Source organism: Saccharothrix sp. AJ9571, from assembly GCF_021725495.1.
GTDB lineage: Bacteria > Actinomycetota > Actinomycetes > Mycobacteriales > Pseudonocardiaceae > Amycolatopsis > Amycolatopsis magusensis.
In genome coordinates, this window is the sequence record NZ_CP091382.1 from 7,740,916 (window position 1) to 7,755,929 (window position 15,014).

At 70.9% G+C, this 15,014-nt stretch carries 15 protein-coding genes; 5 read left to right on the plus strand and 10 right to left on the minus strand.

Translation table 11 applies throughout. The annotated features are described in order from the left end of the window. Positions 1-47: 47 nt before the first annotated feature. Positions 48-764 carry a TetR/AcrR family transcriptional regulator gene (locus L3Q67_RS34810; RefSeq protein ID WP_499185655.1) on the plus strand — a complete coding sequence of 239 codons (717 nt, stop codon included), beginning with the start codon at positions 48-50 and terminating at the stop codon, positions 762-764. 169 nt (positions 765-933) lie between these two features. Here L3Q67_RS34810 and L3Q67_RS34815 read toward each other — a convergent pair whose 3' ends face one another. The 9 genes from L3Q67_RS34815 to L3Q67_RS34855 all read right to left on the minus strand — a co-directional run bounded on the left by L3Q67_RS34815 (position 934) and on the right by L3Q67_RS34855 (position 10,571). Further along, positions 934-2,301 carry an MFS transporter gene (locus L3Q67_RS34815; RefSeq protein WP_499185656.1) on the minus strand — a complete coding sequence of 456 codons (1,368 nt, stop codon included), beginning with the start codon at positions 2,299-2,301 and terminating at the stop codon, positions 934-936. A 101-nt stretch (positions 2,302-2,402) separates the two neighbouring features. Next, complete coding sequence (locus L3Q67_RS34820) at positions 2,403-3,506, minus strand: amidohydrolase family protein (protein ID WP_499185657.1); 1,104 nt, start codon at positions 3,504-3,506, stop codon at positions 2,403-2,405. Positions 3,507-3,946: 440 nt separating this feature from the next. After that, the gene (locus L3Q67_RS34825; protein WP_499185658.1) at positions 3,947-4,300 is read right to left on the minus strand and encodes an SRPBCC family protein; all 354 of its coding nucleotides are present in this window, start codon (positions 4,298-4,300) and stop codon (positions 3,947-3,949) included. Between the two features lie 63 nt (positions 4,301-4,363). Next, the gene (locus L3Q67_RS34830) at positions 4,364-5,704 is read right to left on the minus strand and encodes an MFS transporter (protein ID WP_499185659.1); all 1,341 of its coding nucleotides are present in this window, start codon (positions 5,702-5,704) and stop codon (positions 4,364-4,366) included. 25 nt (positions 5,705-5,729) lie between these two features. After that, the gene (locus L3Q67_RS34835; RefSeq protein WP_499185660.1) at positions 5,730-6,947 is read right to left on the minus strand and encodes a cytochrome P450 family protein; all 1,218 of its coding nucleotides are present in this window, start codon (positions 6,945-6,947) and stop codon (positions 5,730-5,732) included. A 45-nt stretch (positions 6,948-6,992) separates the two neighbouring features. Next, complete coding sequence (locus L3Q67_RS34840; protein ID WP_499185661.1) at positions 6,993-7,973, minus strand: PDR/VanB family oxidoreductase; 981 nt, start codon at positions 7,971-7,973, stop codon at positions 6,993-6,995. Between the two features lie 64 nt (positions 7,974-8,037). Continuing rightward, complete coding sequence (locus L3Q67_RS34845) at positions 8,038-8,796, minus strand: IclR family transcriptional regulator (protein WP_499185662.1); 759 nt, start codon at positions 8,794-8,796, stop codon at positions 8,038-8,040. Between the two features lie 60 nt (positions 8,797-8,856). Continuing rightward, positions 8,857-9,489, minus strand: a complete 633-nt coding sequence (locus L3Q67_RS34850) for an MBL fold metallo-hydrolase (protein ID WP_499185663.1) — start codon at positions 9,487-9,489, stop codon at positions 8,857-8,859. Then, on the minus strand, positions 9,486-10,571 hold the full coding sequence (locus L3Q67_RS34855) for an S-(hydroxymethyl)mycothiol dehydrogenase (protein ID WP_499185664.1): 1,086 nt from the start codon (positions 10,569-10,571) through the stop codon (positions 9,486-9,488). The genes L3Q67_RS34850 and L3Q67_RS34855 overlap by 4 nt, the downstream gene beginning before the upstream one ends. 136 nt (positions 10,572-10,707) lie before the next feature. On the opposite strand from L3Q67_RS34855, the gene L3Q67_RS34860 reads away from it, so the two are divergent. The 4 genes from L3Q67_RS34860 (at position 10,708) to L3Q67_RS34875 (ending at position 14,678) form a co-directional block, all read left to right on the plus strand. After that, positions 10,708-11,988 carry a helix-turn-helix transcriptional regulator gene (locus L3Q67_RS34860; RefSeq protein ID WP_499185665.1) on the plus strand — a complete coding sequence of 427 codons (1,281 nt, stop codon included), beginning with the start codon at positions 10,708-10,710 and terminating at the stop codon, positions 11,986-11,988. Positions 11,989-12,238: 250 nt separating this feature from the next. Further along, entirely contained in the window at positions 12,239-13,810 is a 1,572-nt protein-coding gene (locus L3Q67_RS34865) for a phospholipid carrier-dependent glycosyltransferase (protein WP_499185666.1), read from the plus strand. Between the two features lie 44 nt (positions 13,811-13,854). Next, positions 13,855-14,109 (plus strand): hypothetical protein, encoded by a 255-nt coding sequence (locus L3Q67_RS34870; RefSeq protein ID WP_499185667.1) that lies wholly within the window; start codon positions 13,855-13,857, stop codon positions 14,107-14,109. Between the two features lie 2 nt (positions 14,110-14,111). Then, on the plus strand, positions 14,112-14,678 hold the full coding sequence (locus L3Q67_RS34875) for a hypothetical protein (RefSeq protein WP_499185668.1): 567 nt from the start codon (positions 14,112-14,114) through the stop codon (positions 14,676-14,678). Between the two features lie 47 nt (positions 14,679-14,725). Here L3Q67_RS34875 and L3Q67_RS34880 read toward each other — a convergent pair whose 3' ends face one another. Beyond that, positions 14,726-14,947, minus strand: coding sequence for a hypothetical protein (locus L3Q67_RS34880; RefSeq protein WP_499185669.1), 222 nt, complete (start codon positions 14,945-14,947; stop codon positions 14,726-14,728). Positions 14,948-15,014: the final 67 nt, after the last annotated feature.

Consider the following 15,014-nt stretch of genomic DNA (forward strand, 5'->3'; position numbering starts at 1 on the left):
GATGATCTAGGGTGTCAACGGTGCTACCCGAGCGACAGAGGAGTGGGATGTCCGCACAGACCGGCAACCGGCGCGACAGGCTGCGCAAGACCGCCTTGGCGGAGATCCACGCGGCGGTGCGCAAGCTCCTGGTCGACCAGGGACCGGCGGCGGTCACCATCAACGCGGTCGCCAGGGAAGTGGGCATGAGCGGGCCCGCGCTGTACCACTACTACTCCGGCCACGACGCGCTGATCGGGGCGGTGACCGCGGACTTCTTCCGCGAACTGGCCACCACCATGGAACAGGCCCGCGACGCCCACGCCGGCGCACCGGCCGGCGAGCGCATACTCGCGGCCTGCCGGGCCATGCGCGCCTGGGCCATCGCCCACCCGGCCGAGTTCGGCTGGATCTTCGCCAGCCCCATCACCCCGGCGAACCGGCAACCGGACTCGGAACGCCACCAGGCAGGGCAACGGTTCGAGCAGGTCCTGCTGGACCTCACCGTCGAACTGTGGGAGACGAACCCGTTCCCCGTACCCGACCCGGCCGACCTACCCGCATCGCTGCGCGAGCAGCTGACCACCTACTCCGCCACCATCGGCGGACGGCTCCCACCCGAAGCCGCGCACGTCTTCCTGTCCTGCTGGACCCGGCTGTACGGCCTGCTGTGCATGGAAGTCCTGCACCAACTGGACTTCGCCTACTCCGATCTGGAACCCGTCTTCGAAGAATGCCTGCGCGACCTGACCCGCATCCTCGGCCTCGACCGATCGGCCGCCTGACGCGCACCAGGAATCCTCGGCCCACACCATCGTCGAGCGCTCAGGCCGAACCGTGCAGTAGTCGGCGTCTGAGAGTGAGACCGCGGTGGTCACCGAGGTGACGCGGCAGGCACGGTGATCGGTGGCAGCATCGCCGTCGGCGACGAGTCTGCGCTGAGTCGGCCGCCGTTCAGGTCTTTTGCAGCGCTCGCGTCGTGGGCCAGGTGCGGTGGCGGGCGTCGATGGTGAAGGCGTGCGTGTGCCGCCAGCCGCCGGTGGGGACCGGTTCCGCGTCGGCGAGGTGGTCATCGTCGGCGGGCACGTCGAAGTGCACGTGGGTGAGGATTTCGGGGTCGCGCCTCGGCCACAACACCACTGCGGCGACGGTCCCACCGAAGGCGAGCACGCCCAGCGCGATCCAGCCCGCGGTGAACCCGAACGTCGTCACGCCCCAGCCCGCGATCGGGTAGCTGAGCAACCAGCACGCGTGCGAGAGCGAGAACTGCGCGGCGAAGATCGCCGGACGATCCGCCGGGGCGCTCGAGCGCCGCAACACCCGGCCCACCGGGGTCAGCACCAGCGCCACACCGGCCCCGAACACCGCCCACACCACCAGCGCGACCGGCCACCGCCACTCCCCACCGTCCACAGCGGACAAACCGAGCGCACCGGCCATCCCGGCGCACGACACCGCCGCACCGGTGGTCATCACCGTGCGCTCGGCGAGCCGGTCCAGCACCTTCGGCAGCGCCAGTGCCACCACGATCGTGCCCGCGCCATGGGCCGCCAGCAGGAGCGCGACCTCCGCGTCGGCCAGCCCGAGTGCGTCGTGGACGTAGTTCACCGTGTTGACCATGACCACCGCACCGGCACCCGCCACCGCCAGGTCCAGGGCCAGTACCGCCCGCAACCGTGGCGTGGCAACGAAAATCTTCGTTCCCGCCGCGATGCGATCGAGGACTTCCGCCCGAGGACTCGGCTTGGCCCGCGGAATGCACGAGCTCATCACCAGCAGCGCCGAAGCCAGGAATCCCGCTGTGGTGCCGCTGAACAACCAGTGGAAGCTCACCACGCTGAGCAGTGCCGCGGCCAGCACCGGGCTCAGCAACGTTTCCATGCTCGATGCCAGCGACGACGCCGACAACGCCCGCGTGTACTGCTTCTCCTCGGGCAGGATGTCCGGCAGCACCGCCTGGAACGTCGGCGTGAACGCCGCCGACGCCGACTGCAGCACGAAGATCAGCACGTAGACCTGCCAGATCTCGGCGACGAACGGCAACGCCAGCACCACCGCCGCCCGCACCAGGTCCAGCCCCACCAGGAACGCGCGCCGCGGCAACCGGTCCGCGTACGCGCCCGCTATCGGCGCGATCGTCACGTAGGCCACCATCTTGATCGCCAGCGCAGTCCCGAGCACCGCGCCCGCCCGTTCCCCCGCCAGCTCGTAGGCGAGCAACCCCAGCGCGACCGTGGCCAGCCCGGTGCCGGACAACGCCACGACCTGCGCGGCGAACAGATACCGATAATCCCGGTTCGCGAACAACGACGACGCCCGCACACTGCCCTCCCGCGCCCCGGCCCACCTGCCTCCAGCACCGTAACACACATATGAAGAGGTCTTCATTCGTGCTTTCGTGACACCAGAGCAGGTGCCGTACATCAGGGAAGGGGCGGTCCGGGGGTGCGGGCCACCATCGCGGCCGCGGTGATGAGGTCCCAGCCGGGCGCGTAGGGCGTGCTTGACGTGAGTTCGTGGTCGGCATAGCGGTCGAGCAGTTGTTCGACGGACGCGAACACCTCGACGTGGGGGTGATCGGCGGGCACGCGGCAGCAGTGCTTGGCCAGGTCGAGCATCTGTTCCGGCCCCTCACCGCGCTTGGTGGCTTCGACACCGGCGGCCAGGTAGACGTAGAGCCGTTCCAGCAGCAGGTCCAGCGGGGGCGGCGGACCGGGCGCCGGTCCCTGGTCGAGCACGTCGGCCCGCTCGACCAGCCGCCGCGCCTGCCCACCCATCACCGACCGGATCTGCGCCGGGTCCAAGCCCGCGTACCGGGCGCAGCGCAGCGCGGCGTGCGCACCCCACAAGGGGGTCGAGTAGGGCAGGTCGCTGCCGAAGAGCACCTGTCCGGGTGGCACCGTGCCCAGCAGCAACACCAGGTCGGTCGGGCTCCACCACGAGGTGTCGAAGAACAGGTTCGGGAAGTCGGCCGCACGACCGGCCAGGCACGACAGGTCGGTGAGCCCGGCGTGCGCGACGATGAAGCGGAGTTCGGGGCGATCGGTCAGCAGGTCCGTCAGGCTGTCCCCGAACGGCTTGTTCTCCGGCCCCGCGTGCGCCAGGACCGGCAGGCGCCGAGCTTCGGCCAGGTCGAACACCCCGGTGAGCCGCTCGTCGTCGATGGTGAACTCGTCGCTGGCCGGGTGCAACTTGATCCCCGCGGCACCGCGTTCGACGCAGCGATCCGCCTCCCGGACCGGGTGGTCGTGGGGCGAAATCCGGCAGAACGGGACGAGGGCCGGGTCGTCGGCCGCCACGTCGATCACCTTGTCGTTGGCCGCGGAGTAGCCCTCCGGCTCGCTCAACGGGAACACCGCGGCGCGGGCGCCGACGCGGGCCAGTGCCTCGCGCAGTTCGGGCAGCTCGGCGTGGAAGCCACTCGGGTCGTTCTGCCCGATGTGGGTGTGGATGTCGAACAGGTCGATCCCGGGGGTTTCCCGGAGCAGGATCTCCAGCCACGGCTGGACGAGCGCGTCGGCGTACATCGGCTTCAGGTACCCAGGCCGAGGCCGTTCAGTCCACCCGGCGCAGGGAACACTTGTTTTCCGGAGGCCGTCCCGGGTACGCGGAGTGCACTGTGGACGGGAGGGCGCGTGAAAATCGCCAATGGACGCCTGGCCACCGGCCTGCGCCCGCATCGGACTCAACGTGGGCTGCACCACCGAAATGGTGGACCGCATCGAACAGCGCGCGGAGCACCACGCACGGGCCACCGGCGGTCCGATCGTCCTGTTGGGACAGAGCCGCGGTGGCTGGCTCGCCCGCCTCCTCGCGAGCCGACGGCCTGATCTGACGCGAGCGCTGGTGACGGCGGGCAGTCCGGTGCTCGATCCCCTCAGCGCGAATCCGCGGGTGATCCGCCATGCCCGGATGCTCACCAAGCTCTCCGCGATCGGCCTACCCGGTTTGCTGGACGACGAATGCTTCAGCGGCCATTGCTACGAGAAGCATGTCCGGGCACTGGCCGCGCCCCTGCGGCCCCACCGTCGGACACCCGCAGTTCCCCCGGCCAGCCACCGGGGTCCGCGGGAGTCCAGGACAGCACTTGGCGCGCCGGGTCGAGAACAACCTCGTAAGCCGACTCGCCACCATCACCAGCCGCGACGTGGACCGTGCCGCTCCCGACGCACACGTCGATCTGCCCGGAGTCCACCAGCCGCACCGAGCCGGGCAGCCAGGCAGGCACGTGGGTCACGTCCGCGGCGGTGTTGAGCACCAGGTCGGCCGGCGCGGCGATCGACCGCTGCCGGGTGAGGAGGTTGTCCTTTCGTTCAGCCATGCCCCTGGCATACCCGGTGTACGGCCTCGGCGAACGTCAACGTCACCGCGAGGTGCCGCGGTTCTACGCCTGGACGGGGTCGGCTTCCCTGCGCGCGAGCTGTTTCGGCTCGGCGCGCAGCAGGATCAGCGACGCGGCGGTGAGGACGAAGACAACGGCGAAGGCCAGGTACAAGCTCCGCGGCGTCCACCCGGCGTCAAGCAGGGCACCGGCGACCGTGGGCGACAGGATGGCGCCGATCCGGCCGATGCTGATCGCCGTGCCGACGCCGGTCGCGCGTACTCCGCTGTCGTAGACGACGGGGGTCAGGGCGTAGAGGCCCGCGACGCAGCCGTTGACGAACAGCCCGATCAGCGCGCCGGCGGCGAAGGCGCTGGTCAGCGAGCCGAGCGCGGCCAGGAACAGCGCCAGCATGGCGGCGGTGGCGAGGAGGTAGACGATGAGGACGGTGCGCAGTGGCCAGCGGGCGGCGAGCGCGCCCAGCGCGGTGGCGCCGAAGATGCCGCCGAGGTTGAGCAGGGTGCCGCCGGTCAGGCCCTGGGTGGCGGACAGGCCCGCTTCGACCAGCAGGGTCGGGGTCCAGCTGGTGACGAAGTAGAAGCCGGCCATGACGAGGAAAAAGGCCGTCCACAGGACCAGGGTGGCGCGGCGCAGCCGTGGTGCGAGCAGCGTCCGGAAGCCCGCGGCGACCCCGGCCGGCGCGGTGGTGACCGTGGGCAGCGCGTCCAGTGGCGGGCGCCCGAAGCGGCGGGCGACGGCGTTGACCTTGTCCAGTGCCCGGTTCGGGCGGCGGGTGAGCAGGAAGTCGAGCGACTCGGGCATTCCGGCGAGCACGAGCGGGATCGCGAGCAGGGTCGCGACACCACCGAAGAGGAACACCGAGCGCCAGCCGAACGCGCCGATCAGCACGACGGCGATCAGCCCGCCGAGGGTGGCGCCGAGGGCGTAGCCGGTGGAGTTGAGGCTCACCGCGAGGCCGCGCCAGCGATGGGAGGCGTATTCGGCGGCGATGGTGTTGCTGCAGGCGAGGATTCCGCCGATGCCGATCCCGGTGAACACGCGCAGCAGCCCGAGCTGGGTCGCCGAGCCGCTCAGCGAGGAGAGCAGCATGCCGGCGCTGACGATCGCGAGGCAGCCGAGGATCAGCGGCCGCCTGCCGACGCGGTCGGCGAACGGCGCGAGGAACAGCGATCCGGCGGCCATGCCGACCAGGCCCGCCGAGAGCAGCAACCCGAGCTGGGCGCCGTTGAGGCCGAATTCGGCGGAGACCGCCTTGCCGGTGAACGCCATGACGAGCACGTCGAAGCCGTCGAGCATGTTGAGCAGTACGCAGACGGCGACGGCCACCCATTGCGAGCGGTGCATGGGGCCTTCGTCGAGGTCGGCGCGCAGGTCCTGGGACATCGTTGTCCTTCCAGTACGTCGAGTGTCAGGCGATCCGGATGCGCAGCGGCAGTGACTCCCACGACCGCAGCGTGTTGTTGAGGTGCCGGCGCGGTGGCGCGGCGGGTTCGAGGTGCTCGACGCGGCGCGCGAGCGCGGTGAGCAGCGCCTCGGCCTCCAGCCGGGCGACGTGCTGGCCGACGCACTGGTGGATGCCCATCCCGAAGCCGACGTGGCCCGAGGGATCACGGCCGAGGTCGAACCGGTCGGCGTCGGCGCCCCAGCGGCGTTCGTCGCGGTTGGCCGCGCCGAGGAACATCAGGATCTTGTGCCCGTCGGGGACGGTCCGGCCGCCGATTTCGATGTCCCTGGTGGCGGTGCGGAAGAAGACCTGGACCGGCGACTCCCAGCGGACGGCTTCGTCGAAGGCCACCCGGGCCAGCGCCGGGTCGGCGCGCAGGCGCGCCCATTGACCGGCGTGGGTGGCGAAAGCGTGCAGGAGCGCGGAAAGGCCGTGCACGGTGGTGTCGACCCCGGCCGAGAGCAGCGATCGCACGATCAGCGGCGCCTGCTCGGGCAGGATGTCGCCGCGGTCGGCGGCGGCCCAGATGTCGGCGCCGAATCCTTCGGGGGCGAGTACCTCGCGGCGGCACTGCGCGGTCGTCCATGCCAGCAATTCGCCCGCGCGGGGCTCGCCCGCTTCGATGAGGTGGTTGTGCGGGCCGAAGCTGTTGAACAGGTGGTCGCCGTAGGGCAGCAGGTTTTCCCGTCCCTGCGCGGGAATGCCGACGGCGTCGGGGAAGACCCGCAGCGGGAAGGACTCGGTCAGCTCGGGCACGGCGTCGATTTCGACGGTGCCGGACCGATCGCCGAGCACTTCGTCGACCAGGGCTTCGGCTTCAGAACTCCACTTCTCACGGAGCGCGCGCAGGGCCCGGGGCGAAAGGATCTTCTGCAGGACCCGTCGCGGGGCGTCGTGGCGCGGCGGGTCGGCTTCGAGGAGCAGGCTGGGCGGGCGCCACGGCGGCTCCTTGCGGAAGTTCGCCAGCCCGACCCCGGCACCGGACTGGAACCCCTGCCAGTCCACGAGTGCGGCGTGCACCTGCTCGTAGCGGGCGAAGGCGAGGATGTCGTAGGTGCTCAGGTGGACGACGGGTCCGGCGTCGCGCAGGGCGCGCTGCAGCGGGATCGGGTCGGCGAGCACCTCGTCGCAGAACGGGTCGGCGTCGGTGGCGGGCGCGGTGGCGGACAGCTGGGTGGTCACCGTGATCACTCCATTGTGGATGGTGAAAGTGCGGGCGGGCCGGGGTCAGAGGTCGAGGACGAGCCGCTCGCCGAGGGCGCGGGACACGCACGGGAACATGCAGTCCCCCGCCTGCTGCTCGTCGTCGTCGAGGATCGAGTCGCGGTGGTCGGGCCGGCCGGCCAGCACGGTGGTCTCGCAGGTGCCGCAGGTGCCCTGCCGGCAGGAAGACAGCACGTCGACGCCCGTCGACGCGACGGCCTCCAGCACCGTCTGGTCCGGGCCGACGACGACCGTCCGGCCGGATCGGGCGAGGGTCAGCTCGAACGAGGTGTCGTGGCCGCCCGCGGCGCGGTCGCGGGCCGTGAAGCGCTCGGTCCGCACCGCCTGCCTTGGCCAGCCGCTGGTCGCCACGGCGATCGCGTCGAGCAGCGGCCCCGGACCGCAGGCGTAGACCTTGGTGTCCTCCCGCGGCTCCCCGAGGAATCGCGGCAGGTCCAGCAGCCCGACCTCGTCCTGGGGCGCGATCCGCACCCGCTCGCCGTAGCGGACCAGCTCGTCGAGGAACGCCATCGACTTCCGCGTGCGGCCGCCGTAGAGCAGGCTCCAGTCGGCTTCGAGCAGGTCCGCCTGCGCGATCATCGGCAGCAGCGGCGTGAGGCCGATGCCGCCCGCGACGAAGAGGTAGCGCCGGGCCGGCACGAGCGGGAAGTTGTTGCGTGGCCCGCCGAGCCCGATCAGCTCACCCTCGCGCAGGGTCTCGTGGACGTAGGCCGACCCGCCGCGGCTCGCCGGTTCGCGCAGGACTCCTACGCGGTAGGAGCGGGCGTCCCACCGATCGCCGCACAGGGAGTACTGGCGAGTGCACCCGTTGGGCAACACCAGGTCGATGTGGGCGCCCGGCGCCCAGTCCGGCAGCCGCCCGCCCGCGGGGTCGGTGAGCACGAGGCTCACGACGCCGTCGGCTTCGGCGTGGATGGCCGCGACGCGCGCGGTGCCCGCGTTCGCCCGCTCCCGGCTTTGCTTGACGTGAACGACTTCGGTCACCTGGCTACCTCCCGTGGGTATTACGGAAGGATGCGAACCAGCGTCACCCTTGAGAAGGGCATTCTCAATGAATGGATGACCGGGCGAGCGCGCGGGAGATGGCACGGGCCGCCGTGCGCAGCACGGGGACCAGCGCGAACGCGTCGGTTTCCCGCGGCACGATGACCGACAGGGCCGCCGCGACCGTGTCCTCGCTCCCCCGGATCGGCACGGCGACGCCGGTGGCCTCGGCGTGGATGTGCCCTTCGGCGATCACGTGCCCGGTCCGGCGCGCCGCGGCCAGTACCCGGCGCAACGCGTCGGGGTCCGCGATCGTGTGCTCGGTGTAGCGGCGCAGGGGACGGCCGAGGATCCGCTGCCGCACCGCGGGCGGCGAGTGCGCGAGCAGCACGAGCCCGGACGAGGACGCGTGCAGGGGCAACCGGCCGGCGATGTCGGTGTAGTTGATCACCGCGCCGGGCGCGGACAGCCGCTCCACGAAGAGCACTTCGTCCCCGTCCAGGACGCTCAATTGCACGTGCTGGCCCACCACGTGGTGCACGTCTTCGAGGAACGGCATCGCCGCTTCCCGCAGCGACAACGCGGGTGAGGCGCGCTGGGCCAGCTCCCACAACCGCATCCCGACGCTGACCCGGCCGTCCGGTTCCCGCGCGAGGAGACCGTGCCCGACGAGTTCGGCGACCAGCCGCGACGTGGTCGCGATCGGCAGGTCCGCCGCGCGGGCGATCTCGGTGATCGTCCACGAACGACGGGACGCGGTGAAGACCTCGATGATCCGGACCACGCGAGTGAGGACGGACTCCCCTGTGGCTACCCTGGGCATGTCGAGCAGTCTGCCGCACGGCGGCGCTCCACGCCGGGCCCTGTCATCACCGAGACCCCGTCAGTACCCGCGCGCGATCCAGTCGGACAGGTGCGGTGCCTCGGTGCCGACCGTGGTGGCGTCCCCGTGTCCGGTGTGGACACGGGTCTCCTCGGGCAGCTTGAGCACCCGGTCCCGGATCGAGCCGATGATGGTCGGGAAGTCGGAGAACGACCGGCCGGTGGCGCCGGGACCGCCGGAGAACAACGTGTCGCCGGAGAACAACGCCTTCGCCTCCGGCAGGTGCAGGCAGATCGAGCCGGGCGAGTGCCCCGGGGTGTGGATCACCTCGAGTTCGGTGCCCGCCACCGCGATCCGCTCGCCGTCGCCGGTCTTCCAGAAGGCCTGCCCGGGGTGGGTCATCTCCCATAGTTCCTGGTCACCGGGGTGCAGCAGCACGGGCGCGTCCAGGTCCTTGCCGAGTCGGGGCGCGACGGTAACGTGGTCGTTGTGGCCGTGCGTGCACACCACCGCGACCACGGTGCGCCCGCCGACCGCGCCGGTGATCGCGGCGTCGTCGTGGGCGGCGTCGATGATCACCACCTCGTCGTCGTCACCGACGAGCCAGACGTTGTTGTCCACGTCCCAGGTGCCACCGTCGAGGGCGAACACTCCGGTGGTGACGACGCGCTCGATCCTCAGCTCGCCGCTCACCAGACCACCACCGAGCGCAGCACTTCACCGGCGTGCATCGTGTGGAAAGCCTTCTCCACATCGTCGAGGCCGATGCGCTCGGTGACGAACTTGTCCAGCGGCAACCGGCCCTGCAGGTGCAGGTCGACCAGCACCGGGAAGTCGCGCTCGGGGAGGCAGTCGCCGTACCAGGACGACTTCAGCGCGCCGCCGCGGGAGAAGAAGTCGAGCAGCGGCATCTCCAGCCGCATGTCCGGGGTCGGCACGCCGACGAGCACGACCGTGCCCGCGAGGTCGCGTGCGTAGAACGCCTGTTTCCAGGTCTCGGGGCGGCCGACCGCGTCGATGACCACGTCGGCGCCGAAGCCGCCGGTCAGCCCGGCCACCGCCTCGACGACATCGGCGCCGGTCGCGTCCACCGTGTGCGTGGCGCCCAGTTCGACGGCCCATTCGAGCTTCTTGGCGTCGCGGTCCACCGCGATGATCGTCGACGCGCCGGCCAGGCGCGCACCGGCGATGGCGGCGTCACCGACCCCGCCGCAGCCGATGACCGCCACCGAGTCGCCACGCCCCACCGCGCCGGTGTTGACCGCCGCGCCCAGCCCGGCCATCACGCCGCAGCCGAGGAGTCCCGCGACCGCCGGGTCGACGGCCGGATCCACCTTGGTGCACTGCCCGGCGTGCACGAGGGTCTTGTCGGCGAAGGCGCCGATGCCCAGTGCCGGGGTCAGCTCGGTGCCGTCGAGCAGGGTCATCTTCTGACCGGCGTTGAAGGTGTCGAAGCAGTACTGCGGGCGGCCACGCTTGCAGGCTCGGCACTGCCCGCACACCGCGCGCCAGTTCAGGACGACGAAGTCGCCCGGCGCCACCGACTCGACACCCTCGCCGACGCTTTCGACCGTGCCCGCGGCCTCGTGGCCCAGCAGGAACGGGAATTCGTCGTTGATGCCGCCCTCGCGGTAGGTCAGATCGGTGTGGCACACCCCGCACGCGGCGACCGCGACGACGACCTCGCCCGGTCCGGGATCGGGCACCACGATGTCGGTGAGCTCGACCGGAGCGCCCTTCGACCGCGCGATCACACCGCGGACCTGCTGTGGCATGGGGTTCATCCTTCGTTCGGCGGAGAAGCATGCACGTCGATGCATGCCGTCCGTGACGGTAACCCGCCGGACCGTGCTCGCGGCCTGGTCGTCAGGCCAGTAAAACCTCGACCTCCGGCCAGTTAAGCTGCCTGGGATGCCCACCTCCCCCGAAGTCGAGCTCACCTCGCTGCGAGAGGTCATCGACGGCCCGCTGCACGAGATCGCCCGCCGCCTGTCGCGGTTCCTGGCCGAGCGCTGGCCGCACACCGCTCTGGTCATCTTCACCCGGGAGTGCACCGGGCGCCCGCGCAAGGTCGCCGGCGCCACGCAGATGCTCAACAAGGTCACCATCGCCGAACTCGAGGCGCTCAAGGCCACCGTCGGCCCGGGGCACCCGCTCAGCACGACCGCCTCGATCGCCGGCGCGTCCCGCACGGTCTGGGTGGTGCGCGATGCCGCCGACCTGCTGCTGGTCCTGGTCCCGCGCACCGCAGGCCGTCGCTTCCCCGAGCCCGCACTGCTGTCCGCGATCTTCGGACTGGTCGCGACGTCCATCCGGCAGCAGGTGGCACAGGCCAGCCCGGACTACCTCGCCGAATCCCGCGCGGCCTCGAGCGAACGAGAGCGCACGATCGCTGAACTGGCGGCCGCCCACGAAGCCGCGCTCGTCGCGATCCTGACCCCGCTGCGCTCGACCGGCCTCGACGACAGCCGCGCCCGCCTCGCCGCGGCCGACTCGGCGTCCGCCGCACTGCTCGATCTGCGGACCGCGCAGAAGTCCGATCAGGCTTTGTCCGAAGAGGCCCCACGAGCCGCGTTCACCCGCCTGCGCAAGGACATCGGGCCGATGCTGCGCCACCACGACGCGCACATCGAATTCGTGGCCCCCTCCGGAACCGGGCGTCCGCTGCCCGGCGAGGTGGCCCACGCCGCGCGCGCGATGACGCGGACCGCTGTTCTGGCGTTCACCGCCCAGACCACGTTGGCACGCCTGCGGATCGCCTGGACGAGCGACCACGCGTCCCTGCTCGTCGACGTCCGCGACCAGGGCTCCGGCGACGTCGACATGACGACGCTCCGGCGGCAGCTGCAGGGCCGGGCCCACACCCTGGGCGCGACCCTCGACCTCGACGCCGCACCCGGCTGGGGCAGCCGGGTCACCATCTCGCTGCCGCTCGATCCCCCGGCCGACCCCTCCAGCGAATCGCGGCTGACCACTTTGAACCGCCGGGAACACGAAGTCCTCGCCCTGCTCGCGCAAGGAATGCGCAACAAAGCCATCGCCGCAGAACTCGGTATCACCGAAAGCACCGTGAAATTCCACGTCACCGGCGTACTGCAGAAACTCGACGTCACCTCTCGCGGCGAAGCAGCCGCTCTCGCCCTCACCGCGGGCATCGGAACACCGGCCAGCAAGTCCAGCGTGAGCCCGTGACCGCGTAGTGCACCGAATCCGCCGAGGAGGTCCGGACAGAGGTCGGCGAGCGGCCGTCCGGATCTGCTCGGCAGTCGGGTGGAGACGCTGAACCGGACCACCGGTCAAGCCGTAGACAGTGGCAGACTTCGTTCCCGCACGAGGAAGGGAATCCGGTTTGCCGCTCCCCTTGAGCCGGTCGCCGAGCACGGGAGAGGCCGTCCCGGAGGATCTTGCGCCGACAGCGAGTGCACGACGGCGGTGGTGGCTCGTGCTCGTCGTGGTCGTGCTCCTCGTCCAGATGGCGGTCGCGATGATCACGGCCGCCGTGGAGCAGACGCCGACCATCGACGAGCCGGTCTACGCGGGCACGGCCGTGGTCTACCTGGAGCAGCACAGCCTGCGGTACAACCCGGAGCACCCCCCGCTGGGCAAGCTGATCATCGCGGCCGGTCTGGCCTTCTCCGACGCGCGCCTCGATCCCGCCTTCGACGGTGACCAGACACAGCTCGGCAGGCACGTGCTCTACGAAGCGGGCAACGATCCAGGACGGCTGTTGCTCCTGGCGCGGCTGCCGGTGGTCGTGCTGACGCTGCTCTTCGGCCTGGTCGTCTTCGCCTTCGCCCGGGAGCTGAGCGGCCCGGTCGGCGGGCTGGTGGCACTCGCCTTGTACACGTTCTCCCCCGACCTCATCGCGCACGGATCGCTGGCCACGCTCGACGTGCCGGCCGCCGGTTTCCTGCTGACGTCGGTCTGGCTGCTGTGGCGGGCCCGGCGCCGTCCCGCCTTGTGCCTGCCTCTCGCCGGGCTTGCCCTCGGTGCGGCCCTGGCCACGAAGATGAGCACCCTGGCCGCCGTTCCGGTGCTGTTGCTCCTGGCCGCACTGTCCATCTGGGACAACCGCCGCACACACGACCTCCCATCGGGCCGGCTCTTCGGGCTCGTCGCCGTCATGTCGGTGATCGCCGTCGCCGTGGTGTGGGCCGCCTATTTCGCCGTGGATCCGCGGCTGCACTGGGAAGCCCCGGCGGACCTGCCAGCCGCCCACGGCCTTCGCGCGCTCGTCGACTGGCTGCCCTTGCCCGAGCCGTACCGGGACGGCATGCGCGTCCAGTTCCGGTTCGAGGACCAGGTCTGGGGCGGGTTCCTGTTCGGCACGCACTACCTCGGTTCGCTTTGGTACTACCTGCCCGCCGCGCTGCTGGTGAAGACACCGCTGGGCATGCTGGCGCTCTGGCTGGCCGGTGCCGTCGTGCTGGTGTCCGTTCCCCGGCTTCGCCCGGCGTCGCCCTATGTGCTCGTTCCCACGGCCGTCCTGCTGACCGCGGCGATGACCGGTGCCCGCGACCTCGGCGTGCGGTACGCGATCTTCGTCCCGATGTTCCTGGCCGTCGCGGCGGCCGGAGTGGTCGCCGTCCGCCGGCGGTGGGCACACGTCGCGACCGCGCTCCTGCTCGTCTTCGCCGCGTCCAGTTCACTGTGGACGTTCCCGTACTACCTGCCCTACTCCAACGAAGCCTTCGGCGGTCCGTCGAAAACCCATCTGCGCCTGCACGACTCGAACGCCGACTGGGGCCAGGACCTCGGCAGGCTCGCGGATCGCCTGGAGCAGCGCTATCCCGGCGAGCGGATCTGGCTCGTCTACAAGGGCAGCGGCCTGCCCGCCCACTACGGCATCGACGCCGCCGACCCGCTCACCACGCCCCCGGGCGAGGTGCGGGGCCTGCTCGTCGTGTCCCATTCCGCCGCCGCCAAGGCGAATGACCGACTGGCCGCGCTGCTCGGCACCAGCACACCGATCGACGAAGTCGGCCACTCCATCGCGATCTACCGGCGATCATGACCGAAGACCACCCGTGGCGTCCGCGGGTCGTCTAGCATCCGGACATGGACAGGTCCGAAGAGGACGAACTCGTCATCGAGTTCTCACCCGCCTTGGTCGCGGTGCTGCTGGCCGCGGAACGCTCGAAGGGCGCTCCTCTCACGGAAGAAGAGGTCCTCGGCATCCGTGACGGGGCGACCTGCATCCGCGTGCCGGTGTCGCTGGCCGGGGCGATGGCGGAACAGCGCGGATACCCCGACCTCGACCCCGAACAGTGCTGGGAGCAGTGGCAGGCCGTGCGCACCGAGCTGACGGACTGACCGTGAATGCCGACCCCGATCCGGGCCCCGCGCTCTCTGTCCAGGCTCGCGCACTGGCACGCACGGATTTCGCGGCGAAGTGGTACCGCTGGTGCGATGCCCGGCGCGACTGGTCCGCGGAAGCGGCGGGCACCTACGAGGACGACTCACTGCTGACCGCGAGTGGCGCGTTCGCCCCGCTTCCCACGAGCGAGTTCCTCCATGCCTACCGGTCGGCCGGGGCCGAAGTCTCGCGGGGATCCCGATTTCCGGGCCCGCGCCACCGATCATTCACCGTGGAGGTCGCCGCGGGGCAGACCGTGTGCAGCTTGGCGATCCGGCTCGGGCGGGGGATCAACTCCCTGGAGTGCGACCTGGTGGTGCTCGTGAACGGCGAGCCGCAGGGCACGCCCGAGATGCTGCACGCGATCGCGCGGGACATCCTCCGGTCCCGCGGCGAGCCCGACCCGGATCCGAGCGCTCCTTACCCCAGGCCGATCATCGGCAGCCGCAGCCAGCTGGAGGTCGTCTCCCGCGAGGTCGTCGACGTCCTGGACCAGGTCGCCCACCACCGTCGGCTGGAGATATAGGGCTACCCGGGCAGGCACCACGCCCCGGCGGGGGTGAGTGGGGCCGTTCAGCGGCCTTCGCTTTCCCTGCGAGCCTTGGCTCCCCGGCGGCGCAGTTGAAGCCGCTCGGTCCAGTTGTAGAGCACGTCGTAGCCTGCGACGCCGATCCCGATCAGCCCCAGGATGCCGGTGATCACCGAGGCCGGGATCAGGTCCAGCACCGAGCACAGCACGGCCACGCCCAGCAGGACGGCGCCGATACCCAGGTTCCACTTGCCAATGCCACTCATACCGCCTGCTCTCCGGGCAGCGCACGCCGCCCGCTCGTTTCGTTTTACCGTGCTTCGTGGATCACCG